Source organism: Parasutterella secunda, assembly GCF_024733725.1.
GTDB lineage: Bacteria > Pseudomonadota > Gammaproteobacteria > Burkholderiales > Burkholderiaceae_F > Aphodousia > Aphodousia faecalis.
Window position 1 is genome coordinate 386,283 of the sequence record NZ_JANRHP010000001.1, and the last position, 24,605, is coordinate 410,887.

A 24,605-nucleotide genomic window follows, 5' to 3' on the forward strand; every position below is an offset into this window, starting at 1 on the left:
TTAATCTTTCAGGCATCCAATGGGGACAACCAATACACCATCTTCTCGTCGATAGGCGTACTCTCCACTTGCTATTAAAACCATCAAAAAAGACGGAGGTTGCATTTTCGTTGTATCGATTTTTGAAGCCAAGGTCTTTAAAGTATCAACTCCATCTTCAATTCCCTTCTCACTACCTAATTTAATCTCAATTAGTCCATAGGTTCCATTTCTACGATGCAAAACAGCATCACACTCAAGGCCATTTCTATCCCGAAAATGGAAAAGACTTCCAATCAACGGGAACAGCTGACTCCGTAAGAATAAATTGCCCTGGTTCTCCTCCTCGTAAATCAATTTCCCTACGAATGACGTCCCAAAGCTGCGGAGCAAGTTGCCACTCATCAATAAGTCGAGGAGTCGTTCCCTGAAGCAATAATTTTGGGTTAATTGCCGCTAGACTCAAGGTGGGACCCGGTTCCATATTTAAAACACTTTCTGCCTGCTGTACGGCCGTTGTTGATTTTCCGCACAGTTTAGGTCCTTCTATTAAAACAGCCCCCATTGCTTGGAGTTTCCTTTTTAAGAGTTTATCCACAACTCTTTGACGATATTCTTATTTCATAATTTTAGTAATCAAACTATTTGGCAATTTTTTAACAAACCATTTGACCTTTTTTCATGTTATTTCACATTCAAATTTATAGCCTAAACCGGAAAGTTGAAGGCTCAATGTTTAATGAACGCTCTTGGAAGGATATTTCTTATCGAGATCACACTGGCAACAGCCGACTTTAACAACACCCACTTGTATCATTTTATAGCCTTTATGAAATAATACATGATTTGATACATCAAACAATACAGGACAATACATGTTAATTGAAAGTTCCAACAACTTGTTTTTAAACGTTTATTTTGCAATTTAACTTATGTTTATACGTCTATTATTTACTCCAACATGTATTAAAAAATAAATGGTCTAATACATGATCTAATACATGATTTAATACATATTGGAATAACATTATTGCAATTCATTCAGAATCAACGAACTATTTGACGATTTTTCTCCGAACCATTTGGCAATTTTTTAACGCACTACTTGGCGTTTTTTTGCCAACCATTTGGTTATAGTTTTGAAGCTTTGTTAATTTCTGAAAAAAACAAGTCTGTCGACCGAGAAGCCTCTGAAATAGAATTTTCCCAAGAGAAGGCCCGTACACTCGCACGGGCCTCTTACTCTCTTTATTTGCCGTCGCTTGGTTCTTCCGGCTTTTCCGGATGACTCAAGAAAGGTGAAGCACGTTCATCCTCATCGTCTTCATCTCGCCGTACCGGATTCTTAGAGACGAACCAAGTAAAGTAGACCGGCACAAAGATAATGGCGATAAATGTGGCAACCAACATTCCGCCTAACACACCGGTACCCATGGATTGGCGAGCAGCCGCACCGGGACCGGTAGCCAAAGCCAGAGGCACCACACCAAGAATGAAAGCAAAAGAGGTCATCAAAATCGGACGCAACCGTAAAGAGGCTGCCTCAAGAGCCGCATCAAAGACACTCTTACCCTGCTCTAACTTCTGCGCGGCAAATTCCACAATCAAAATGGCATTCTTGGCCGATAGGCCCACCAATACCAATAAACCGATTTGGAAATAAATATCGTTCGAGAGTCCCCTGCAATATGTTGCGAGCAACGCCCCCAACGCGGCAAATGGCACCGCGAGCACAACGGCGATCGGCAACGACCAACGCTCATACTGGGCAGCCAAAATGAGAAACACCACAATAATGCCGAAAATGAAAGCTGTGGAAGCTGAAGCTCCTAAACGCTTTTCTTGGAAGGCTTGACCGGTCCAACCGATAGCGTAACCTTCCGGGAGCATCTCATCCCCGATGCGTTCCACTTCCGCGATGGCCTCACCGGAACTCACCCCGTGAACCGCCTCACCCATAAAGCGCGCGGCAAGATAGCCATTCATGCGCGACATGGTCTCAGCACCTGATGTTCTCTCCCAAGACACCAATGTAGACATCGGAATCATTTCACCGACGTTGTTTCTTACCCATGAGCGCCCCAAATCCTCAGGCTTCATACGGTAGTCGGTGTCCGCTTGCATAATTACACGATTAATTTTGCCGTTACGCGTGAAGTCATTGATATAGGTACTGCCCATAAAGGCTGAGAGCGTATCGTAGATGTCTGAAATAGATACGCCCATGGCCAAGGCCTTTGCTTCGTCAACATTGACCAATAACATGGGCGATTCGGCCATGGCCGTGTGACGAACACCGGTTAAAAGGGGCGAACGGCTCAACTCATCAATAAAGTTATCGGCCACTTGCTGCAACTGAACCGGATCATCGCTTTCTCGAGATTGCAAAAATCCTGAGAAACCGCCCGAAGACCCCAGACCTCTGATTGGCGCCGGGGTTGAAGCCGTGGCTCTGCCCTCGGTAATGTCTTCGGCCATCTTCGTGAGAATTTGAACAACGTCATTGGCCGTATTCTTACGCTCATCCCAAAGCTTAAGCTTCAGCACAAAAGTGGCGGCGTTTTGTCGTGTGTCATTGGCAACCGTATCAAAGCCCGTCAAGGTCAGAACGGATTCCACCCCCTCAATTTGCCCCATTTTCTTTTGCAGTTCATCGGAAACCCGCTCGGTACGGGTTTGTGAAGCACCTTCCGGTAACGAAAGACTCAAACGAACAACCCCTTGGTCTTCCCTAGGCACAAAAGAGGTCGGTGTAATCTGAACCATCTGCCAGCAGGCTGCCATGACCGCTAAAAGCAACACGCCGCTTGCCACTCGATGATGAAGAGCCAAGCCCACTAGGCGCTGGAATAACTTCGTAAAGCGTCCCAAGCCCAAATTAAAGCGTTGGAAGAATTTCGCCGGATCTTTGGTTCGGGGTTTAAGCAAAATGGCACAAAGCGCAGGTGTGAGCGTCAAGGCCACAAAGCCTGAAAGGGCGACGGAAATCGTAATAGTCACTGCAAACTGACGATAAAGTTCACCGGCCATGCCGCCCAAAAACGCAACCGGCACAAACACTGCCGAGAGCACTAACACAATAGCCACCAGGGCAGCGGCCACTTCCTTCATAGCCCGTTTGGCAGCCACCCGCGCTGAGACCCCCTCAGAGACCATGATGCGCTCGACGTTTTCAAGCACCACAATGGCATCGTCGACCACAATACCAATGGCTAGCGTCATGGCAAAAAGCGTGAGCGTATTGAGTGAAAAATCAAACGCCCACAATCCCACCATCGTCCCAATCAAAGAGACAGGGACCGCGATCATCGGAATGAGGGTTGCGCGCCAGCTTTGCAAGAAAAGGTAAACGACAAGGAGCACCAAAAGACCGGCTTCAACCAATGTCTTTGCCACCTCGTGCAATGAGGCAGACACAAAGATCGTCGTATCGTCCGTGATGGTGTGGGTAATGCGGCCTTTTGGATAGTGCTGAGCCAGTTCTGCCACGCGCTCTTTCACAAGCTCAGCCGTACTCATGGCGTTGGCACCCGTTTGCAGGTACACAGCCACGGTAATAGCCGGCGCACTGTTTAAAAGGTTGTAGGAATCGTAGCTGCGTTTACCGACTTCAACCCGAGCGATATCCTTTAAGCGAATAATGCCATCGGGACCATCGGAGCGAATCGTAATGTTTCCGAATTCCTCTTCAGTTAAAAGCTGACCTTCGGTGGTCACCGTGTAAAAAAGCTGCTGATCGGGAGCCGTCGGCGCTGCGCCCACGCGGCCGGCCGCATACTGTTGGTTTTGAATATCAACGGCATTTTCAACGTCACCCACCGTCACACCCAACAGAGCCATTTTGTCGGGATTGAGCCAAATACGCATGGCCCCTTGAACGTTACCGAAGATACTTACGTCGCCCACGCCCGGAATACGCTTTAAGTCATCGACAATGTTAAGCGTCGCATAATCGGCCATTTGCGTGGGATTCATCGACCCGTCGGGCGATGTTAACGCCATCATCAAAAGGGTTTCTTCGGAGCGCTTTCTCACCGTCACGCCGTTTTGACGAACCGTCTCGGGCAGCCGTCTTTCGGCTGTACGCACACGGTTATTGATTTCAAGCATGGCGTCATTCGGATCGATTCCGACTTCAAACGTACAGGAAATGCGTACATCACCGTTAGAGCGCAAGGAAGTGGTGTAATACTGCAGCCCCTCAATACCTGAGAGCTGATCTTCGATCGGAGCGGCAATGGTGCGAGCAAGCGTCTGAGCGTCTGCCCCTTCGTAGCTTGTTGAAATGGATACACTTGGAGGAGAAATGTCCGGATATTGAGACAGAGGTAAAATGCGCGCGCAGACCAAGCCCGCGAGCACAATCAATATGGACATCACGGATGCAAAAATCGGACGGCGGATACAAAATTGCGACAGCATCTCGTCCTCCGGCTACTGCTTGGTGTCCCCGGTGGCGGCGTTCTGAGGCTCGGAAGCGTTTTTCTCCTTCACTTTGATTCCTTCTCTAAGCCGCAGAATCTGATTGGTAATCACTTTATCGCCCGGCTTTAAGCCACCAGTGACAATCCAGTCTTTGCCTTCCCAGTTTCCAAGTAAAACACCCCGCTCGCGCGCCACGCCTTCTTCCATCACGTAGACCGAATAAGTGCCGTCGGATTTCTGACGCACAATACCCTGCGGCACAAGATAGGCATTTTGATACTCACCCATCATAAGCCGAACTTGAACATACTGGCCGGGAAGGAATTTATCCGTGGGAGGCAAAACCGCACGCAGTCTCAGCGTGCCGCGATTTGCATCGACTTGTTGACTGATGAAATCCAACTTAGCCGGTAAAAATTCTTTGGAGTCGGGCAAAAAGACTCGAACCAGATTATCTTTGGTCAGTGTTGCTCCGGCAAGCGACTTATCACCGATTGCAAACGAAACGCGTAGCGTATCGGGTTGTGTGATAGACGTTAAAAGTGTTGTACCGGCTGAAATCAATGAACCGATATTGACTTCACTTTTACCGGCAATGCCGTCAACCGGCGCGGGAACCATTGCATGGGAAAGATCAATTTCCGCATTCTGCTCCTGAGCCTGGGCTAAGGCTAAGGCGCTTTTAGCCACCGCGAGTGTACTTTGCGCATCGTCATACTCCTGACGGCTCACGGCGTTGACTTTGATGAGTTCTGAAGCTCGTTTGGCATCTCGACGAGCTTTAATCAATTGCGTTTTTGCTTGTTGTGTTTGAGCTCGAGCCTGTCTTAATTGGGCCTCATAGGGATCTTTTTCAATTTCAAAAAGCGTTTGCCCGGCCTTGACTCGTTCGCCTTCTCTGAAATTGAGCTTACGCAAGACTCCGGAAACCTGAGCACGCACCTCAACTTCTTCTGCACCTTCCGTTTGCCCGAAAGTATCCACCCAACGAAATGCCGTCGTGGGCGTTGCCGTCATGGTCGCCACTTCAATGGGGGCTCGCTCAACCGATGCTTTTTTATCACCGCAACCGGCAAGCACTGCGGCAGCTATAACTGAAATAACAAAAACGGTTTTTAACTGCATTATCCGCAAAACTCTCAATGATTTAACAAATTAATGTTACCGAATGCAACCTGAAAGCACATTAGGGCCACTACGGCCCTAAAGTGACATTTTGTAACTCTCTAATAGATATGTCGGAAGTCAAGCAACAGGAGTCTCTTCGGTCTTCCAAACCAAATTACCCTTACTTTCCTTTTCAATCGCTTTAAGCGTTTCCGCGTGAAGAGCTTCCTCCTCAGCGCTGGCTTTGACCACCCGAAGCTTAGTCACATCCGGCATCGGCGGAAGACTTTTCATATCCACCGATGTGATATCAAGTGACTCCTGACCGCGAGTCATGGCCAAATACACCTGAGCCAACAGTTTCGCGTCAATTAAGGCGCCGTGCAACGTACGATCTGTGTTATTGATGCCATAGGCTGAACACAGAGCATCCAAACTCACGCGCTGCCCCGGACGAAGCGACTTGGCCAACGGCAAAGTATCGAGAACGCTTTCGCAGTAATCCGTCACCCGCCCTTTACCCAGACGTTCCAATTCCATGTTGAGATACGCCACGTCAAAAGCCGCATTGTGAATGATCAGCTGACTGCCTTTGATGAAAGCAAGGAAATCGTCCACGATGTCGACAAAAAGCGGCTTGCCCTTTAACTTGTCCCACGTATAGCCGTGAACCTTTGCGGCGCCTTCCTCAACTTCACGCTCTGGATTAATGAGTTTGTAGAACGTGCGCTTTGTGATCGAGCGCCCCACAATCTCCACGCAGCCAATAGAAATCAAACGGTTTCCCGCTTCAATTTCCATACCGGTCGTTTCGGTATCCAACGCAACCTGACGGTTGTAAGTTTTTGCCATTTGTTTTCTATCCTTCACGCTTTTTTAGGAACACCGCGATTGGCGAGTTCATCGGCCTTTTCATTGCCGGGTTCTCCCGCGTGTCCCTTGACCCATTTCCACTCAATGTCGTGAGTGCTCACCAATTGATCAAGCTTTTGCCACAGCTCAATATTTTTCACCGGTTTACCGGCCGCCGTTTTCCAACCACGCTTTTTCCATTGGGGCATCCATTCCAAAATTCCGTTTTTCACGTATTGGCTATCCAGACTCACCACCATGGGCACAGGACGCTTAATGGCCGAAAGAGCTTCAATAACCGCTGTCAATTCCATTTGATTGTTGGTTGTCTCAACTTCTCCGCCGCAAAGTTCCAACGCTTTTTCTCCCCATACGAGGTAGGCTCCCCAACCACCGGGGCCCGGGTTGCCTTTACAAGCGCCGTCGGTCCAAATTTGTAATTTTCGATTTTTATTCATTTTTAGCACTTTGATTTATTTGCGTAAATTTACGCAAATAAATCAATCTCTATTCTAAAAGAGCTTCAGGATTCAACAAAAACTTTTTTAAATTGATGTACAGAATACCGTCCTCATCATAGCCTTGTTCAAGTCCGTCCTTGATGATGATAATTTTTCTAAACGCATCCTTAATAGCCAATAACGAAGCCTTTTCCTGGTCACGTTTGCGCTGATCGGGCAAACTCAATGCCGATTGGATGTAACACCGACGATTGCCCAAATTCGCAACGAAATCAACCTCAAGCTGATGACTTAAGTTCCTCCCTTCGAGCATTTGTCTTTTATTTACTGAACCAACATCCACAGAATATCCCCACATTCTCAGCTCGTTATAGATGATGTTTTCCATCAAATGCGTTTCTTCCATTTGTCGGAAATTCAACCGAGCATTTCTAAGGCCAACATCCTCAAAGTACAACTTCGTCGGCGAGCCAATATACCTTCTGCCCTTGACATCAAAACGCTGAGCCTCGCTAATTAAAAAAGCCTCTTTAAGGCAGTTAATATAAGAACGAACCGTGTTTGGGCTAATCGATGATTTAAGTTTGCTTTTAAAAGTGTCCGCTATTTTTGTAGGATTGGTGAGCGATCCTATAGATGAAGCCACGATGTTAACCACATCCTCTATTTCCTGAGTCTTTAAAATTCCATTGCGTTCAATAATGTCTTTAATATAAGTTTCTTCAAAAAGTCGCTTGAGAAATCCCGATTTTTGTTCATATTCAGACATCAAAACGACTTGAGGCAATCCTCCATAAGTCGCGTATTCCAACCAAGCATCAGCGGACTCACCACGGTAAACCTGCATAAACTCAGAAAATGAGAGTGGGAAAATATGAACTTCGTCTCCCCTCCCCCTAAATTCCGTTAAAACATCGGTAGATAGAAATTTTGAATTGCTTCCCGTCACGTATAAATCAACGTTTTTTCTATACAAGAATGAATTCAAAACTTCCGAGAAATGATCCAACATCTGAACTTCATCAAGCAGAATGTAATACCGACCATCATCAACAATTTGAGCATTCATAAAAGCAAGCAATTCTTCCGGATCTCGGTAACGACGATTTTCAAAACGATCCAGTTGAAGACCTAAAATATGATCGGCACTAACACCATGATCTAAAAGGTATTGTCTAAAAATTTCAAAAAGCAAAAATGACTTTCCGCTCCGACGAATACCGGTGATGACTTTCACCATGCCGTTATGCATTCGAGAAACCAAACGCTGAAGATAAAGATTACGATTAATGAGCATGATTACATAGATTGATTTTTTCACGTAATTTTACGTGAAAAAATCAATGGCATTAAAAATTTTTGGTCTGGTTTCGCGTTGCGATGGTTTGACCAGCCCAATTCTTTTTCAAAAGACCACCTTCCGGGATCAATTTTCCAATCAAACCAGGTTTCTCGACTTTTTTCACACAACTTAACATGAAGGCATTGGCTAGCGCAGGCCACCAACGATCTCCAGCTTTCTCACACCACCCCCACCGTGCCAAATGCTGAGGATTGTCACTTAACGATGGGCAATAAACACCAAAACGGCCTCGATCCACAACGCCGTAGCGCTCACAAAATGATTTAACCTGGGTAACGCTTAAAGGAGAAAACGATGTCTCGGTCGGACACTCAAAAAGTTTTCCTTTCTTTCTCACCCACCAGGGGCCCCATGGATTTATGCAAAGCACAATCAATCGGCCTTCCGGCGCAAGCACGCGGAAAACTTCGCTAAAAAATTGCGAGGGATTTTTAGACCACTCCAACGCGTGAACGCTAACCACTAAGTCAAAAGTGGACTCTCTAAAAGGCAACGAGTCAAAATCCAAACGAACATTGGCACAGGCTTGCGAAGTTTGCATAAAGTTTCTCGCTCCTAAAAGCCTGCTGTCATGGGAAGCATTTCTCAATAAGCTGCCGTAGGGTGCCCCGAGCTGAAGTGCCGTCTCGCCCGCGCACTCTGCCAAAAGAGCATCCATCTGGGCTAATTCCCAGCGCCTGAGTAACATACCGGCAGAAGTGGAGAAAAATTCAGCAAAAGACGACATCGCTTATAAGCTCGTTAATCACACAAAGAATTAAAACACAAAGTTTCGAGCATTAACAGTCCATAATTGAAAAACTTCGTTTTCAAATGGGATAAACTTCGTTAATTAAATCCTTTTTAAAGATGCTCAGTCGACGTTCATTTGCTCTGACACTAGCTGCTGCCGCCTTACCTGCTTGGCCCAAACCTAAGCAGATGAGGATTGTTGTACCTTATCCTGCGGGAGGCCCTCTTGACGCCTGCTCTAGGCTCCTAGCCGATAAACTCAAAACAAAATTAGGTCGGATCATTGTTGAAAACCGTCCGGGAGCCGCCGGCGCCCGTGGCATGTTGGAAGTTAAAAATGCCCAACCCAACGGACAGTCGCTTGTTGTCGGGGCACTGGCCACACTGGTGGTTAATCCGCTGATGTTTAATGACTTGCCCTATAGGCCTCAAGATTTTGAGACGGTTTGCCTTTTAAGCGATACCCCCAATGTCCTGATCATGACCCCGGCAACCATGAAAAAGCGGGGGATTAATTCAGCCGAAGACTTTATCGATTTTGTCAAAAAGCACCCCAATCAGCTCAATTGCGCATCCGGCGGTACAGGATCGGCGGGTCATATTGCCAATGCCCTATTAAACACCAGAGGTCTTAAGACCGTTCATGTGCCCTATGCCGGCGCCATGGCCGCGCAGCTTTCATTGCTGTCGGCAGAAACAGACATCATGTTTGATAATTTCGCAAGCGCTCGCCCCGCTATTGAAGACGGTCGAGTCAGGGTGCTTGCGCAAACAAGCCGCACGGCGGATAAACGGATTCCAGCCCCCACGCTTTCTTCTTTAGGTATTGACTGCGATATATCCACTTGGTTTGGCCTAATGGCTCCGAAAGGGACGCCAACCGAAATCCGAGAAAACCTATTTAAAGAAATTTGTTTAACTCTTGAGTCAAACGAAACTATGCATACGTTTGAAAGACTATCGGGGGGAGCGAAGCTTTTGGGGCCGCAAGAATTTAACGAATGGATTCAAAACGAACAGGTAAAATATCGCTCGTTTCTCAGTGCGTTGAAAATCTAACTATTCATGCTTCATGCTCGATTGGCCCGCGACACAGTGGGTGGACTTTTTTTTGCCGCTATTGGCCTGGCTTTCGTATTGGGTTCAAACTATTTACCCATGGGAGAGGCCGCCCGCATGGCGTCCGGTTACTTCCCCCGCCTTTTAGGTTATTGCCTCATTTTTATCGGCTTAGTGATCAGTATCCGAGGAACTTTTTCTGAAAAAAAGTCTCATGAAATCATTTATCGCTTTGCTCTGAAAAAAGTTCTTTTAATTGGCACAGCTCTTCTAGCTTTTGCCTTTTTGCTTGAACCCGCGGGGCTTTGGATTGCCCTATCCGTTTTGGTTTTTATTTCTTCATTTGCTTCCGAGCAAAGAAGCATTCGTGAGGCGCTGATTCTGACTGTCGTTGTTGACCTTCTGGTAACGGCTGTTTTTGTTGGTGCAATCGGTCTTGAAATCAACCTATTGCCAGCGTGGGAGTGATCATGACCGATCTCTTTACCAATCTTGCCTTAGGCTTTCAAAGCGCTCTCACCATTGCCAATATCGGCTATTGTTTCGTGGGCGTATTGATCGGCACACTCGTAGGAGTATTGCCGGGATTAGGACCGGTTGCCACACTCGCGCTTTTACTTCCGCTAACTTATGCGCTTGATCCGACCGCGGCCGTCATCATGCTTGCCGGCATCTACTACGGCAGCCAATATGGAGGCTCCACCACGGCTATTTTGATGAACATACCGGGTGAGGCAGCATCGCTTGTCACCTGCATTGACGGTTATAAACTCGCCCGTAAAGGTCGCGCCGGCAGTGCTTTAGGAATAGCCGCCATCGCCAGTTTCATCGCAGGCACCGTGGCCACCCTTTTAATCGCTCTTGCCAGCCCCGTTTTATCTGAAGTGGCTCTTTACTTCGGCGCCACTGAGTATTTCAGTCTGATGGTCTTGGGGCTTGTCGGAGCCGTTGCCCTTTCAAACGGCGACATTTTAAAAGCAATCGCCATGGTCATTGTCGGACTGTTGCTCGGATTGGTCGGCACGGACATCAATACGGGTGAATTGCGTTTTACGCTCGAGACCCTCACGCTTCAAGACGGCATCGATTTTGCCGTCATTTCCATGGGCTTTTACGGCGTGGCGGAAATTCTTAAAAACCTCCAGGCGATTGTCGGATCTGGCTCTTACAGCACCATTGCGGTTAAGTCTCCGTGGCCGCAGAAAAAGGACTTTACTCAAAGTCAAGGAGCCATTGCGCGAGGCACCTTTTTAGGCAGCATCATGGGATTGCTCCCGGGGGGCGGAGCCATGCTCTCTTCGTTTGCCTCCTACACACTAGAAAAACGAATAAAAATTGAAAACGAAACACCGGTCGGCGAAGGCAATATCCGAGCCGTTGCGGGACCTGAGGCCGCCAACAACGCGGGCGCTCAGACTAGTTTCATTCCGATGCTCACCTTGGGCATTCCATCCAACGCTGTGATGGCGCTCTTGATGGGAGCTCTTATCATTCAAAACATCACCCCGGGCCCCCAAGTCATCCACACCAATCCCGACCTCTTCTGGGGACTGATCGTTTCCATGTGGATCGGCAACCTCTTTTTAGTGGTTTTGAATCTGCCTCTTGCCGGCCTTTGGGTACAAATTTTAAAAGTCCCCTACCGCTTCCTTTTCCCTGCCATTTTGGCTATCTGCGCGGTGGGCGTCTATTCCATCAACTACAACAACTACGACATCGTGCTCATGGCCGCTTTTGCCCTATTGGGATACATCTTCTATCAGCTTCGCTGTGAACCCGCGCCGTTGATCCTGGGTTTTGTTTTGGGACCAATGATGGAAGAGAATTTACGCCGCGCAATGCTTCTTTCCAGAGGAGACGCGACAGTATTTTTCACGAGTCCCATTTCCGCTCTCTTACTCATCATGGCTTTTGCTCTGTTGGCCGTCACGCTTTTGCCAAAGTGGCAAAAAACAAGACAAGAGGCTTTTACTGAAGATTAAGAAACAGCATTAGTGTCAAAGTTAATAGCCCTAGTAACTGTACCGAGCAACAAAAAGGACCTGAAACTTTCTCGCCGGTTTTTACGATAAAAAACACTTAAATTCAATTAGTTGACATGTTCTTTTAGATCTCTTATTGAAAGCGCCTCACTATATTTTCTATTAAGAGGTCTAGCCTTGAAGAACATTGCGTAACAATTATTTCCTGACTTTTTAACGCGATTTTTACCTGACCCGTTAAATAATGGCTTGCATAAAAATGATGGCTAGAGGTCAGAAGATGCAACAATCCCTAATGTCTTTTGTTATTCAAAACTTCCCTATTTTTTTCCGGGGAAATTGGCCTTTTTGGCGTTTCACGGTGATCCCGTTTTTTTTGTGGATGGCCTGTTATTGGATAGACGACTGCGACAATATTTTCCTCTTTTCGGAAAGCATTGACAGCGTTATTTTGTGGGCAGGCTTTCTTTTGGCTTTTGCTGATATCTGCGCTTCCTGTTGGTGTTCTGTCAATGCTGAACGCGACATTCCTTTTGTTCAGGTTAATTGCACGGATACATTTCGATCCATTTATGCGCTACTTGCCATGAGTGTTGGATTATTGGCAAAATGGATCGGTTTTGGCATCAATGCCGTCTACCTCCCGATTGTTTTATTCTTTTTCTTTTGGGATACACGGCCAAAGAAGTCTATTCAATACTTCATTGCAAGTCTCGTTCTTGTCGTGTTGAGCCTACTTATTAATGGTGACATGCTTCAAAGCCATCTTTGGTTCATCGCCACCGAGGACTGGTTATTCATGTGGCTCATCGCTTCCATCAGCTACGCCATTTTCAGAAACCTTGCCTTCATTATTTCGACGCATTTTTCAACTAAATCAATATGTTGATCAGCGCTACAATCCAAGAAGGAGTGCGTTATCAAAATGTTTATTTTTCATCGTTTCCGTTTGAATAAACAGTCCGACTCTGGCATTCCTCGAACCGTTTGGGTTTTGGGCTTTGTCAGTCTGCTTATGGATATTTCTTCTGAAATGATCCATGCGCTTTTGCCGCTTTTTATGTCCACGACACTGGGAGCCAGTGCCGTATGGATCGGTCTGACCGAGGGGGTCGGTGAATCTGCGGCGTTGATCAGTAAAGTTTTTTCCGGTGTCATTGCTGACACGTTTGGTAAGAAAAAATGGTTGGTATTTACCGGTTACGCCTTGGGAGTTCTCTCAAAGCCTTTCTTCGCACTGGCGACTTGTATGCCAGTCGTATTTGCGGCACGATTTTTTGACCGAATCGGCAAAGGCATACGTGGTGCGCCGCGAGACGCTATAGTGGCCGAAGTCACTGCGGAATCTGTCAGAGGCGCAGCTTACGGGCTACGTCAATCCTTGGATGCTGCCGGTGCTTTTATCGGTCCCGCTCTGGCTACAATCCTTTTGATGTTTTTCACGGAAAATTACCGAACCGTTTTCTGGCTTGCCTTAATTCCGGGACTCTGTTGCCTAGCGCTCATTCTGTTCGGTGTAGAAAACGTTGAAACAGAAAAGCAATACGTTAAAGAACCACTCAAATTTAAAGCCTTTTTTCTACAGACTTCCTTAGCTTTTAAGTGCTTATTAGTCATAGGAGTCGTTTTTTCCCTGGCTCGCTTTTCAAACGCTTTTATGATTTTAAGAGCGGCTGACAGTGGTGTACCCGCGGCTCTCGTTCCGCTCATATTGGTCGGAAGCAATCTTGTGTTTGCCGCCTCGAGCTATCCATTGGGCAAACTGGCCGATCGCATCCCGTCGTCAAAACTTCTGGCTTTAGGTCTTCTCTTTCTGATCGCCTCAGACTGTGTCTTCGCGCTGTGGCAAACACCTTATGCGGTTGCCGTCGGCGTCGCGCTTTTTGGATTACACTTGGGCGCATCACAAGGTATTTTCTCCATGATGGTCGCTAAGCTTGCTCCGGACGCATTCAAAGCGACCGCCTTCGGTGTTTTTAACTTTCTGTCCGGCTTGGCGACTTTAATGGCCGGACTTCTTGCGGGCTTTCTTTGGGAACTGTATAGCCCGGCTTACACTTTTGCCGCCGGAGCCATTTTCGCGCTTCTTTCACTTCTGCTACTGACCGTTTTAATGCGCAGGCATCTCATCGGTTAACGACCCTGATCGACTCGTTCCACCTGCTTTCCGGTCAAGAGCACGATTTTGAAGCACGACCCTTGTGACCTAAGGGACATTAACTCAACCGTCCAGCCAAAGCGGTCACACAACCGCTTAACAATGGATAAGCCCATGCCGCTACCTTGCTGCTGATCGGTTGCCCGTGTATGCGGACTGAAGATACGATCTTTATTTTCAGAATCGATGCCGGGGCCCGTATCCTGCACCTCAAACCCTGTGGCCGTTTCCGTCACCTTCACGCACCCTTCTGAGGTATACAAAATGGCGTTCTTAATTAAATTGCCGGCTAGGGCACCGATCACAACCGGCGAATAAAATCCCGGGCAATTGTCGTTGACTTCAAAAGTCAATTCCAACCCTTTGGCTTTTGCATTAGGGCGGTAGTACTCGACTATCGAATTTAACGTATCGTGAACCGTATCACTTTCCTGAATCTCGAAAGAGGTGTTACGGGCAAGATTTAAGAAAATATTCAAGAGATCTTGAAGCGACTGGCAAGATCCCAAAATTCTTTTTAATAACTCATCGCGCTTTGCTTCACCGACGTTGGCGCCCTTCATATGCAGTAATTCTGCACTGGTTTGGATAATCGTCAGCGGTGTGCGAAGCTCGTGACTGATATCTGCGGTAAAAAGTCGTTCCCGTAACAGCGCTTCGTGAAATCGTTTTAAAGCATTATCACAAATTCGGGCAAGTTCCCCGACTTCGTCATCGGCAAAATCCGCTTGCAGCGGGTGATATGTACGAGTTGCCGCAATTGTTCGCACTTGCGCGGACAGATCATGTACCGGTTTGATCACACGACGGCTCACCCACCACCAAGCGAAAAACGACCCTAAGGTTAAAACCAACGTACTGCATATTAAAATGACAACGTTATAAATCTGTTCACTTCGTTCGAAGTCATACTGATCTCGCATCAGTATGTAAGAATACTGACCGAGCTGCAGCCTATAAACGAATGAAGACTCGTCATTGACAAATTCCGTAAAACCTTCCGGGACATGGGCGAAGGCTGCCGGGATGGGATCAAGCCGTGGGTCATCGCTGAATATTTTCATCGACGGCGGCAATTGCAACTCTTCGTGGGAATTGAGCTCCTGCACACTCATTTCAAGCTCTTCGCGAAGCATTTCACTCACGAGATTATTTTCCATGAATTCGGTCGACTGCATCATCGCCACCGAATAGATTCCCACAATTAATAAAAGCTGAAGGGCAAATCCCAAGAAAATTCGCTGTGCCAACCCGAACGATTTATGCATTTTGCGCCTCATTCATTAATGGACCAACCTAAGCCCGGATGCGTGTGAATCAATTTTTTATCATAGGCTTTGTCAATTGCTTGGCGTAGGAGATAGATGTTGGCTCTCAAGCTATCTGAGTCCGGCGCGCCCCCACCCCAAACTTGAGCTTCAAGGCGGTTTCGGCTCACGATAGCCGGGCTTCTTAGCATCAGTTCTTTCAAGATGGTTAAACCGGTCGGATTCAATTTAATCGGTTTACCACCACGGCAGACTTGTGTTGTTGAGAGATCAAAAACCAGATCTCCGACTTTAAGTTTCATCGTGTTATCACCATAGGCACGGCGAATAAGCGCCTGAACCCGGGCATTCAATTCACGCAACGAAAAAGGCTTAATCAGGTAATCATCGGCTCCGACTCCAAGACCATTTACCCGATCATCAATACTGTCACGCGCCGTTAACATCAAGATCGGTGTTTTATCACCGTTCGCACGCAACGTTTTACAAACAGACAAGCCGTCTATGTCCGGCAACCCAATATCAAGAACACAGACGGCGTAGGATTTTTGGCTCATCCTATCCAAAGCCTGCCTACCATTGACCGCCGTTTCGACCGACATGTCGTTCATCTCAAGGTAGTCACGAACATTACAAAGGATATCCGTATTGTCATCAACTACTAAAACAATCGGGTTCATCTCAACCCCTTCCATACGATTTCGATTTTCAGTGCAGTCTGCACGTTAGACGTACGACTTTCAATTTCAAACCGCTCAATCTTGATACCCATCAAGTATTTTGACACTTCTTTCACGTCGCTTTGACGCGCTTTTAGCTATCCGGAATGGATACTGCAAGCATCAGAAATGTTGCTTGGAGATGAATATTTTGCAAAGCGAAAACAGAAACAGTTTTTCTCTCTGGATCGGGATTTTTTTACCTCTGTGGTGCCTGAGTCTTTTGATTTTATTCCCACCCCAGTCTTTGGATATAGCCATCAGTGGTTTATTTTTTGACGGACAAGGGTGGCCGTTGAAAAATAATTTTTTCTTTAATACCGTTTTATACAAATCGAGCAAAATCATTCCCGTTGCCGTTGCTTTGGCTTCAGTGTACGTTCTGGCGAAAAATCTGATCGCCTATCGTAGGGGTCTGCCGACAGATTCTTTTCGGACTTATCGCTCGCTTTACGTGCTGATCGCCATGCTGGCCTGTGTTTTAGTGGTTTGGTGGTTAAAGGCTAGCACCGGAGTTTTTTGTCCTTGGTCTGTTTCTTATTTTTCCGGAGAGCATGCTTTGCGTGAGCCGACTTGGTCTTGGGTCTTTCAAGACGGTCACTGCTGGCCTTCGGGACACTCCGGAACCGGTTTTTGTCTTTTTGCCCTATTTTTTGCATTAAGAGACAAGTATCCACAATTGGCCCGAAAAATACTGGCGGCAGTTCTTTTATTCGGAGCCATTTGTTCTTTGACCCGCATCGCACAAGGCGCGCATTTTCTCTCCCACACCCTGGCCACTGCTCTCATTGACTGGATAATCTGCGCCGCTCTTTATGTACTTTGTTTTGATCGCCCAAACATTCTGCGGCGCCTTTTCACCTTACCTGGCAAAATCGCCTTCAATCATTTTTTATTTTTAACGGCTCTCTTTTGGACAGTCTGCTTTAACGCTCCCATCGTGAGCTCAATCCTAAATGGCGCATCCGTCAATAAAGATCATCTGTTACCGACACTTATTCTAGCCTTAGCTGTCAGTGTCGCCGTTTATTTCCTTTCAATGACGGTAATTGCCCTGCTCGGACTGCTGCCGCGGATAATTTTCAAAGGGCTGATGGTCTTGCTGACCCTGTTGGGAGCGACTTCACTGATCGTTTGGCTCTACTATGGCATTGCCATGACGCCGGACATGATCAGAAATTTTTTAGCCACAGACTTTCGTGAGGCAAGCGGTTACTGGTCCCCATCATTGGCCATCAACTTCATTTTTATTACTCTACCCGGACTGTTTCTAATTAATAGACTTCGTTCTTCCAGACGTCCGGAATCCAAACTGAAAAGAATCGGTGTATGTGTTGTCACGCTTTTATGCGGAGTCTTTGTACTTTTTCTGCAGCTTCAACCTTTTTCCGCCCTTATGAGGGGAGATAAAAGCCTGAGGTACTTGTTTGCCCCCGTCAACATTGTGTACTCGACAAGTAGCACTCTGCTTAGAGATCAAAATCCGGAAAAAGTACAGAAAGTGATTGTTGATGCATCCCCGAAAGCTATTTTCACATCTGATAAGCCGACCCTGTTCGTTGTTCTGATCGGTGAGACAGTCCGCTCTGCCAACTGGCAGTTGGCAAGCTACAAAAAACCGACCAATCCTGAGTTGTCAAAACTCAATATCATCAATATCCCCAAAGTTCAGGCTTGCGGCACCAGCACTGATGTTTCTCTGCCCTGCATGTTAAGCCGCGTCGGACGTCGGGATTACGACAGAAAAAGAATTCTCACCGAAGAGTCACTGCCTTCTTTGCTATACCGCGCGGGCTTTTCTGTTACGTGGATCGACAATCAATCCGGCTGCAAAGGAACGTGTGATGGTGTTCGCGTCATCAAACCCACTCCGGATCCTCTTTACTGCCATGCAGGCGCCTGCATGGACGGTGTATTCAACCGTTCGATTGACGAGGCTTTCGATGCCCTAAACACTCAAAGCCACGCCGTACTGTTTTTACACATGACGGGTTCGCATGGCCCCGCTTACTATAAGCGCTCCACCGAGTCCGAAAAGGTATTCGGCAAAGAATGCACCGATCCAACCTTTAAGAGCTGCTCAAAGGAGAGCATTCGGGCGGCCTACGACTCCAGCATTCGCTACACCGACCGTGTTGTCGCGGAATTGATCCGCAAATTACAGAATAGAACGGATATCAACACTGCCTTAATCTACCTATCTGATCACGGAGAAAGCTTGGGCGAAAACGGTCTATACCTTCATGGAGCCCCATACTACATCGCACCAGACGAACAAAAAATCGTACCGATGGTGATGTGGTTTTCAGAGCCATTTAAGAAAAACTACACCATTGATACACGGGTGATTGAAGAAAATAGCCACAAGCCCGTCGCACATGACCACCTTTATCACACCATTTTGGGGCTATTGAATGTCCGCTCCAGCACTTATGACTCCCAATGGGACTTAAGTGTTAGCCATGCAAAATAATGGACAAATTAGGAAAGCGCAGACTAGAAACAGAAAAAGGAACCTGAAATCCAGATTCCTTTTTCAAAAATTTTGGTAGGCACGATTGGACTCGAACCAACGACCCCCACCATGTCAAGGTGATGCTCTAACCAACTGAGCTACGTGCCTGTTGCGAGTTGCGTATATTATCAGAGGTTTTTTCGGTTTGCAAGAGGCTATGTTAAAAATTTACTTAAACAAGAAAAAATTGGAGCAATCCAGTCAGGCGTTTTTATCGCAACACAAAAAATACGCCGATTACTCCAAAAAATTGGTCGGACTTTTCCCAAAAAATATGTAATCGATCAACAACAAAAGGGGAGGATCTTTTCCTCCCCAAGCCTCGTTAGAATTTAAAGTTTAGTTAATTTAGCCAGAGATAAAAGCAACTCTTTAGTTCCGACATCATCAAACTGCACACGGATACGCGCATCGTCTCCCAAACCTGTCAGGCCCACTACAGAACCTTCTCCGAAACGGGCGTGACGAACGCGATTGCCAATGGAAAATCCTTTGAATTCTGCCTTCGCTGCCATCTTCTTGACAGCAGGATCCATTTTGGCTCGTGCAAAACCGGTGGACCCCCCGTAGGAGCCAGCGCGCCCATACCCTGAAGAAGAACCATAGCGACCGCCGTATCCGGCAGACGAACGAAAACCTGCCGAACGACCATAACGAGGTGATGAATAGCCCTCATTCCAACTTAAGGACTGATCCTCATCTTCGATAGCCACGGAACGTTTGCGATCGTAGAGGAATAGTAAATGCTCCTCATCAATTTCATTGATAAATTGACTGGGACCGGAATCCATGTATTGCCCTCTAAGCATTCTTGAAAGAGCAAAACTTAAGTGCAGATTTTTTCTCGCGCGGGTAATAGCCACGTACATTAAGCGGCGCTCTTCAGCTAGTCCCTTGGGGTCATTGGCGCTGTTGGCGTGCGGGAAAAGCCCATCTTCAACACCGGTAATAAACACAATGTCAAATTCAAGACCCTTGGCGGCGTGCACCGTCATCAGCTGCACGGCGTCTTCCCCTTTTTGCGCTTGGTTATCTCCTGCTTCTAACGCCGCATGAGACAAAAAGCCCGCCAATGAAGTCATCTCATCATCGGCGCCGTCGGCTTCCACTTCGTCGCTGCGCGCTTCAATGCTTATGCCTTCTTCCTTGAGGTAGGCCTGAGCCGCATTTTGCAGTTCTTCCAAGTTTTCAAGGCGCTCCTGCCCTTCACGGTCTTTTTTGTAATGATCATTTAGTCCTGAGCGATCCGTCACCGCCGCGATCATATCAGGCAGAGGCAAACACGAATACTCAAAGCGCATCGCATCAATAAGCTGCGTGAAGGCGCGAAGCTTGGTTCCCGCCGCGCCTTCAAGACTTTGCGTGGCCTCATAAAGACTTTCACTGGCTTCAATGGCTTTTTGCTGCAACGTTTCAATGCTCTTAGCGCCGATTCCACGCATCGGAAAATTCACCACACGCAAAAAGGCCGTGTCATCTTTCGGATTTTCAATCAAACGCAAATAGGCTAAAGCGTGTTTAATTTCGGCTCGATCAAAAAAGCGCAATCCTCCGTAAACCTTATAGGGGATACCCGCTCCCACAAGCGCCTGTTCAATCACGCGGCTTTGGGCATTGGATCGATACAAAATAGCGATTTCATGTTTTTTAACACCGCGCCCCACGGCCTCACGGATTTCCTGAACACAATACTGTGCCTCATCGCGATCATCGCTGGCACGAAACACTCGAATACGCTCACCGTCTCCGGAACTCGTCCAAAGGTCTTTACCCAAACGGTCATCATTGTGCGCAATCAATTCATTGGCGGCGTTGAGAATGTGACCGAAAGAGCGGTAATTTTGTTCAAGCTTAACGAGGTGACGGATCTGAAAATCCCTTTGAAAATCCATCATATTGCCGACGTTGGCTCCGCGGAAAGCATAAATGGATTGGTCATCGTCACCCACGGCAAAGACACAGTTGCCGTCAAATTCCCTGACACCGGCGGGTGAAAAACCACCAAGCAATTTAAGCCATTTGTACTGCAGACGGTTTGTATCCTGAAACTCATCGACCAAAATAAAACGGAAACGATCCTGATAATGCCTGCGGATCATTTCATTTCGAGCCAAAAGCTCATAACTTCTCAACAACAATTCGCCGAAATCCGCCACGCCCTCACGATTGCACTGCTCTTCGTAGAGTGCGTAGATCTTGGCCATATTTTCTTTTTTACCGAATTCCGCGGTCATGTCGCGCGCACGCAACCCCTCTTCTTTAGCGCTGGCGATATAGTTTTGCACGTCTTTAGGCGGATACTCATCAACGCTGATACCATGCGCCTTCATTAGTCGTTTAATCGCGGAGAGCTGATCGGTTTGATCCAGAATTTGGAATGTCTGTGGCAGGCCCGCTTCCTTAAAGTGGCGTCTGAGCATACGGTTGCAAAGTCCATGAAATGTCCCTACCCACATACCGCGAGTGTTCACGGGGATGGACGCCTGAATGCGAGTGAGCATTTCTTTTGCCGCTTTATTGGTAAATGTCACGGCGAGAATTTCCAAGGGACTGGCCATTGACTGCTCAATAAGCCATGCAATTCGGGTTGTAAGCACGCGGGTTTTGCCCGATCCGGCACCAGCCAGAATCAAAGCGCTCTCTGCTGGAAGCGTTACGGCTGCTTTCTGTTCAGGATTTAATTTATCGATAAAACTCACCATCTTTACTTCTCATTCAACAGGCAATGAAAAGGCAGTATTGTGCCAAAAAAAGAGAGGAAAATTCTCAAAAATTTTCGCTTTGACGCCAGGCAAAAAATGTTTGTGCCAATTGATCTTTTTCGGAGACGGTCAAAGGACCGACATCAGGCCAATCAATGGCTAAATTAGTATCGTTATAGACAATGGCCGCCTCATCTTCTGGGTAATAAAAATCGGTGCAGCGGTACCAAACCCGAGCCACGTCAGATAGCGTCAGAAAACCATGGGCAAAGCCTTCCGGAATATAGAGTTGACTGAAATCCCTATCAGAGAGTGTTGTAGCAAACCACCGTCCGAATGTCTCTGATTCTTTCCTTAAGTCCACTGCTACATCATAAATCTCACCCTGCACAACGGTAATCAGTTTGCCCTGAGGATGCTTTTTTTGGAAATGCAATCCTCTGAGCGTTCCCTTCTTAGAAACGGATAAGTTATCTTGCACAAAGGTTAATTCCGGCCACAAATCTTCATAACGGGCCGCGTGCCAAACTTCGCAAAAAGTACCGCGCTTGTCCCGATGCAGATCGGGAAAAATTTTGAGTAAACCTTCAAACGCTGTTTTTTCAATTTTCATCACTGCTTCCCATAACGTTTGGTCCAATCCGGATACACACCGCTTTTAACGGAATCAAGCCAGGCATCATTTTCCAAATACCACTGCAGCGTTCGATGAAGGCCTTCGATCAGGCGCACTTTCGGAGCAAATCCCAATTCACGCTCACTGTCCACACTGTCCATGGCATAACGGAAATCGTGTCCGGGCCTGTCACTGACAAACGTAATGGCTTCCTCATGAGGCAATAACCCCGGGCAGGCTGAATCCATCAAAGTGCAAAGCGCACGAATCAGTTTGATGTTCGGTACCTCTTCACCGGTTCCGATGTTATACGTGGCCCCTGCCCTGCCCTTTTTAACTATCTGCAAGAGAGCCGCCGCATGATCGGTCACATACATCCATTCGCGGATATTTTCTCCATTGCCGTATAAGGGTAAAGTCAAACCGCTTCGGGCTCGATCAATCATAAGCGGAATCAACTTCTCGGGAAATTGCCTCGGTCCGTAATTATTACAGGCATGCTCCACAATGACCGGAAAGCCAAATGTTCGCCAATAACTGAGAGCAATCATTTCGCCTGCGGCTTTACTTGCCGCATAGGGGCTGCTTGGCCGATAGCGGCTCGTGAGGGCAAAAGGAGGATCGTTAGCCTGAAGAGATCCGTACACTTCATCGGTTGAAACATAAATAAAACGGAAGGACTCTTTTCTTGCTCCTCGCATCGCCTTCCAATAGGTACGTGCCACTTCCAGCAACTTTTGTGTCGCCGTCACATTGTTTTCAATAAAAACAGATGGATCGTCAATAGAACGATCAACGTGCGTTTGAGCTGCCAAGTGGACAATGGCGTTCGGTTTAAAACTTTTTATCGCCTCAAGCATTGCATCGGCATCGGCAACATCGGCCTGAAGAAACTTATGCGACTTGTTTTGAAGTGCTTTTTCAAGATTGAGCAGGTTGCCGCAGTAGTCCAGTTTATCAACCGTTAAAACACTGTAGCCCGCTGCCAAGGCGGCGTCAACAAAGTGCGATCCGATGAAACCCGCCCCGCCTGTCACCAGTATTTTTTCTTTTTGCATCATGGCCTATCGCTTGCGTTACTTTTTGCCAACAAATTCTTCAATTGAACTGAACGGATTGTATTACACTTGATTGTAGCGAAGCGAGTAATTCCGACCGCAGGTTGGTTTTTGTGCGCTTACTTTATTACGAGAAGTCTTGAGGAGCTGTCTATGACCCAAAAGAAAACACTAGGCATTGTGGCCGGCTTGAATCGCCGTGCCGCCATGGAAGTTAAAACACAACTGCTTGCTTTGGGAGATGATGATCTGAGTGTCGTCATGACCGAAGATAATTTCAAGATCGATCCTGATCCTGTTTTCGCTGTCAGCGACCGAAAGATTTTCATCTTCAATGAATCGGAACTTTTAGCTGACATGGGCGTGGACCTCATTTTGGTCCCCGACTTCAAGTGTGGCTCCTACATTCATGAAATCCAACGCGAAATTCAAACGCCGATTCTTGACATGAAGAGCGCCCTGATGAGCCAAATGGGCACCGAAATGCCCGTTATGGGTGTGCTTGATGCCGGCAATGCATCGGCTTGCGTTGACGGTGCTTGTGATCTCTCTAAGCAAATGAAGCTCGTCTTCCCCTCAGAAGAGGAAACGAAGGTGCTCGATGAGTTGCGCGAAAAGATTCGCGCTGAGGGTGCAAGCGATGAGGCGGCTCAAACACTGGCTCCTATTTGCCAGCATATGGTTGAAAAAGGAGCCCAGGTCATCGTCCCCAACTGCACGCAATTTGCTTTGAATGCCGCTGCATTGGTGAAGATGGGCTTGCCCGTCATGAATGTCTTCGAAATGTTTGCCAAGGCCGCCTTGACCCACTGCACGAAGAAGCTTCCGAAGCCCTTTAAGCTTGGTCTTATCGGCGGTTTAGGACCGGCCGCAACGGTTGACCTTTACGACAAGATCGTCAAGGCAACGCCTGCCAAGAACGACCAAGAACACTTTAAAGTGGTGATTGAACAAAATCCGCAAATCGATGACCGCACGGCTTGCCTCTTAAATGGCGGTCCCGATCCTACAATCGCCATGTATAACTGCGCCAAGCGTTTGCAAAAAGACGGCTGTGACTACATCATCATTCCGTGCAACACCGCTCACGCATTCTTGCCCAGATTGCTTCGCCACTTGGATGTCCCCTTCATCGATATGCAACAAACCATGCTCGATGAAATCCAAGCCAAGTTCGGCAAAGATGCACGCGTGGGCTTGATGGCCACGAGCGGTACGATTGCCACGGGTATCTATGGCAAGAAAGCCGCCAAGATGGATATGAAGATGTTCACGCCTGATGAAGAACATCAAAAGCGCGTGATGAGCGCCATTTATGGTCCGAAGGGTGCCAAGGCAGGCTACACCACCGGTGAATGCTATGACGATCTCTATAGCGCTGCCGAATACCTGGTGAAGACCTACGACTGCAACGTTTTGATTTTAGGCTGCACGGAATTGCCGTTGATTTTCCATGAAACGGATAATTTTGAAGTGGCCGGTAAGACCGTTGCCATCGTTGACCCGACAGCCACCCTTGCCCGCAAGTGCGTGCAGATCGCCGAGGCGACCATCAAGGAACGCGGTGTTCGTTAATCGTTAATCATTAGACAAAAGGCGCTTGAGAACT

Annotated in this window: 20 protein-coding genes and 1 tRNA gene; 7 read left to right on the plus strand and 14 right to left on the minus strand. The window is 47.3% G+C overall.

Translation table 11 applies throughout. The features are described 5' to 3' along the window. The 8 genes from NW199_RS01770 to NW199_RS01805 all read right to left on the minus strand — a co-directional run bounded on the left by NW199_RS01770 (nt 1) and on the right by NW199_RS01805 (nt 8,914). A complete protein-coding gene (locus NW199_RS01770; RefSeq protein ID WP_258333450.1) occupies nt 1-222 on the minus strand; it encodes a hypothetical protein in 222 nt (73 codons plus the stop codon). 25 nt (nt 223-247) lie between these two features. Beyond that, complete coding sequence (locus NW199_RS01775) at nt 248-544, minus strand: AAA family ATPase (RefSeq protein ID WP_258333451.1); 297 nt, start codon at nt 542-544, stop codon at nt 248-250. Between the two features lie 683 nt (nt 545-1,227). After that, entirely contained in the window at nt 1,228-4,401 is a 3,174-nt protein-coding gene (locus NW199_RS01780) for an efflux RND transporter permease subunit (RefSeq protein WP_258333452.1), read from the minus strand. A gap of 12 nt (nt 4,402-4,413) precedes the next feature. After that, complete coding sequence (locus NW199_RS01785; RefSeq protein ID WP_258333453.1) at nt 4,414-5,529, minus strand: efflux RND transporter periplasmic adaptor subunit; 1,116 nt, start codon at nt 5,527-5,529, stop codon at nt 4,414-4,416. A gap of 120 nt (nt 5,530-5,649) precedes the next feature. Then, nucleotides 5,650-6,363 (minus strand): DNA polymerase III subunit epsilon, encoded by a 714-nt coding sequence (gene dnaQ / locus NW199_RS01790; RefSeq protein WP_249091971.1) that lies wholly within the window; start codon nt 6,361-6,363, stop codon nt 5,650-5,652. Between the two features lie 14 nt (nt 6,364-6,377). After that, the gene (gene rnhA, locus NW199_RS01795; RefSeq protein ID WP_022473770.1) at nt 6,378-6,821 is read right to left on the minus strand and encodes a ribonuclease HI; all 444 of its coding nucleotides are present in this window, start codon (nt 6,819-6,821) and stop codon (nt 6,378-6,380) included. Nucleotides 6,822-6,870: 49 nt separating this feature from the next. Beyond that, nucleotides 6,871-8,064 carry an ATP-binding protein gene (locus NW199_RS01800; RefSeq protein ID WP_258333454.1) on the minus strand — a complete coding sequence of 398 codons (1,194 nt, stop codon included), beginning with the start codon at nt 8,062-8,064 and terminating at the stop codon, nt 6,871-6,873. A 109-nt stretch (nt 8,065-8,173) separates the two neighbouring features. Continuing rightward, the gene (locus tag NW199_RS01805) at nt 8,174-8,914 is read right to left on the minus strand and encodes a class I SAM-dependent methyltransferase (protein WP_258333455.1); all 741 of its coding nucleotides are present in this window, start codon (nt 8,912-8,914) and stop codon (nt 8,174-8,176) included. Nucleotides 8,915-9,036: 122 nt separating this feature from the next. Between NW199_RS01805 and NW199_RS01810 the strand changes: the two genes are divergently transcribed. The 5 genes from NW199_RS01810 (at nt 9,037) to NW199_RS01830 (ending at nt 14,097) form a co-directional block, all read left to right on the plus strand. After that, on the plus strand, nt 9,037-9,978 hold the full coding sequence (locus NW199_RS01810) for a Bug family tripartite tricarboxylate transporter substrate binding protein (RefSeq protein WP_258333456.1): 942 nt from the start codon (nt 9,037-9,039) through the stop codon (nt 9,976-9,978). A 6-nt stretch (nt 9,979-9,984) separates the two neighbouring features. Next, nucleotides 9,985-10,446 carry a tripartite tricarboxylate transporter TctB family protein gene (locus NW199_RS01815; RefSeq protein WP_258333457.1) on the plus strand — a complete coding sequence of 154 codons (462 nt, stop codon included), beginning with the start codon at nt 9,985-9,987 and terminating at the stop codon, nt 10,444-10,446. A gap of 2 nt (nt 10,447-10,448) precedes the next feature. After that, nucleotides 10,449-11,960 (plus strand): tripartite tricarboxylate transporter permease, encoded by a 1,512-nt coding sequence (locus NW199_RS01820; protein WP_258333458.1) that lies wholly within the window; start codon nt 10,449-10,451, stop codon nt 11,958-11,960. A 361-nt stretch (nt 11,961-12,321) separates the two neighbouring features. Further along, nucleotides 12,322-12,849, plus strand: a complete 528-nt coding sequence (locus NW199_RS01825; RefSeq protein WP_258333459.1) for a hypothetical protein — start codon at nt 12,322-12,324, stop codon at nt 12,847-12,849. Between the two features lie 36 nt (nt 12,850-12,885). Beyond that, a complete protein-coding gene (locus NW199_RS01830; protein WP_258333460.1) occupies nt 12,886-14,097 on the plus strand; it encodes an MFS transporter in 1,212 nt (403 codons plus the stop codon). Here NW199_RS01830 and NW199_RS01835 read toward each other — a convergent pair. Both NW199_RS01835 and NW199_RS01840 read right to left on the minus strand, forming a co-directional pair. Next, complete coding sequence (locus NW199_RS01835; RefSeq protein WP_249091980.1) at nt 14,094-15,386, minus strand: sensor histidine kinase; 1,293 nt, start codon at nt 15,384-15,386, stop codon at nt 14,094-14,096. The genes NW199_RS01830 and NW199_RS01835 overlap by 4 nt on opposite strands. 8 nt (nt 15,387-15,394) lie before the next feature. Next, a complete protein-coding gene (locus NW199_RS01840) occupies nt 15,395-16,066 on the minus strand; it encodes a response regulator transcription factor (protein WP_249091981.1) in 672 nt (223 codons plus the stop codon). 334 nt (nt 16,067-16,400) lie between these two features. Between NW199_RS01840 and NW199_RS01845 the strand changes: the two genes are divergently transcribed. Further along, nucleotides 16,401-18,578 (plus strand): sulfatase-like hydrolase/transferase, encoded by a 2,178-nt coding sequence (locus NW199_RS01845; RefSeq protein WP_258333461.1) that lies wholly within the window; start codon nt 16,401-16,403, stop codon nt 18,576-18,578. A gap of 73 nt (nt 18,579-18,651) precedes the next feature. On the opposite strand, the gene NW199_RS01850 is transcribed toward NW199_RS01845, so the two are convergent. The 4 genes from NW199_RS01850 to rfbB form a co-directional block, all read right to left on the minus strand. Next, nucleotides 18,652-18,728 (minus strand) — tRNA-Val (locus tag NW199_RS01850). Between the two features lie 224 nt (nt 18,729-18,952). After that, nucleotides 18,953-21,322, minus strand: a complete 2,370-nt coding sequence (locus NW199_RS01855) for a UvrD-helicase domain-containing protein (RefSeq protein WP_258333462.1) — start codon at nt 21,320-21,322, stop codon at nt 18,953-18,955. Between the two features lie 64 nt (nt 21,323-21,386). Further along, nucleotides 21,387-21,935 (minus strand): dTDP-4-dehydrorhamnose 3,5-epimerase, encoded by a 549-nt coding sequence (gene rfbC / locus NW199_RS01860; protein ID WP_258333463.1) that lies wholly within the window; start codon nt 21,933-21,935, stop codon nt 21,387-21,389. Next, complete coding sequence (gene rfbB, locus NW199_RS01865; protein WP_258333464.1) at nt 21,935-22,999, minus strand: dTDP-glucose 4,6-dehydratase; 1,065 nt, start codon at nt 22,997-22,999, stop codon at nt 21,935-21,937. Before rfbB ends, rfbC begins: the two co-directional genes overlap by 1 nt. A 150-nt stretch (nt 23,000-23,149) precedes the next feature. On the opposite strand from rfbB, the gene cuyB reads away from it, so the two are divergent. After that, a complete protein-coding gene (gene cuyB, locus NW199_RS01870) occupies nt 23,150-24,571 on the plus strand; it encodes a cysteate racemase (RefSeq protein WP_022473782.1) in 1,422 nt (473 codons plus the stop codon). Nucleotides 24,572-24,605: the final 34 nt, after the last annotated feature.

What these genes read in the sequence shown, in the direction of transcription:
- NW199_RS01835 (WP_249091980.1), bottom strand. Translation starts at nt 15,386, where the DNA reads ATGCATAAATCGTTCGGGTTGGCACAGCGAATTTTCTTGGGATTTGCC.
- rfbB (WP_258333464.1), bottom strand. Translation starts at nt 22,999, where the DNA reads ATGATGCAAAAAGAAAAAATACTGGTGACAGGCGGGGCGGGTTTCATC.
- NW199_RS01800 (WP_258333454.1), bottom strand. Translation starts at nt 8,064, where the DNA reads ATGGTGAAAGTCATCACCGGTATTCGTCGGAGCGGAAAGTCATTTTTG.
- NW199_RS01820 (WP_258333458.1), top strand. Translation starts at nt 10,449, where the DNA reads ATGACCGATCTCTTTACCAATCTTGCCTTAGGCTTTCAAAGCGCTCTC.
- NW199_RS01810 (WP_258333456.1), top strand. Translation starts at nt 9,037, where the DNA reads ATGCTCAGTCGACGTTCATTTGCTCTGACACTAGCTGCTGCCGCCTTA.
- NW199_RS01780 (WP_258333452.1), bottom strand. Translation starts at nt 4,401, where the DNA reads ATGCTGTCGCAATTTTGTATCCGCCGTCCGATTTTTGCATCCGTGATG.
- NW199_RS01805 (WP_258333455.1), bottom strand. Translation starts at nt 8,914, where the DNA reads ATGTCGTCTTTTGCTGAATTTTTCTCCACTTCTGCCGGTATGTTACTC.
- NW199_RS01855 (WP_258333462.1), bottom strand. Translation starts at nt 21,322, where the DNA reads ATGGTGAGTTTTATCGATAAATTAAATCCTGAACAGAAAGCAGCCGTA.
- dnaQ (WP_249091971.1), bottom strand. Translation starts at nt 6,363, where the DNA reads ATGGCAAAAACTTACAACCGTCAGGTTGCGTTGGATACCGAAACGACC.
- NW199_RS01785 (WP_258333453.1), bottom strand. Translation starts at nt 5,529, where the DNA reads ATGCAGTTAAAAACCGTTTTTGTTATTTCAGTTATAGCTGCCGCAGTG.
- rfbC (WP_258333463.1), bottom strand. Translation starts at nt 21,935, where the DNA reads ATGAAAATTGAAAAAACAGCGTTTGAAGGTTTACTCAAAATTTTTCCC.
- cuyB (WP_022473782.1), top strand. Translation starts at nt 23,150, where the DNA reads ATGACCCAAAAGAAAACACTAGGCATTGTGGCCGGCTTGAATCGCCGT.
- NW199_RS01775 (WP_258333451.1), bottom strand. Translation starts at nt 544, where the DNA reads ATGGGGGCTGTTTTAATAGAAGGACCTAAACTGTGCGGAAAATCAACA.
- rnhA (WP_022473770.1), bottom strand. Translation starts at nt 6,821, where the DNA reads ATGAATAAAAATCGAAAATTACAAATTTGGACCGACGGCGCTTGTAAA.
- NW199_RS01840 (WP_249091981.1), bottom strand. Translation starts at nt 16,066, where the DNA reads ATGAACCCGATTGTTTTAGTAGTTGATGACAATACGGATATCCTTTGT.
- NW199_RS01815 (WP_258333457.1), top strand. Translation starts at nt 9,985, where the DNA reads ATGCTTCATGCTCGATTGGCCCGCGACACAGTGGGTGGACTTTTTTTT.
- NW199_RS01830 (WP_258333460.1), top strand. Translation starts at nt 12,886, where the DNA reads ATGTTTATTTTTCATCGTTTCCGTTTGAATAAACAGTCCGACTCTGGC.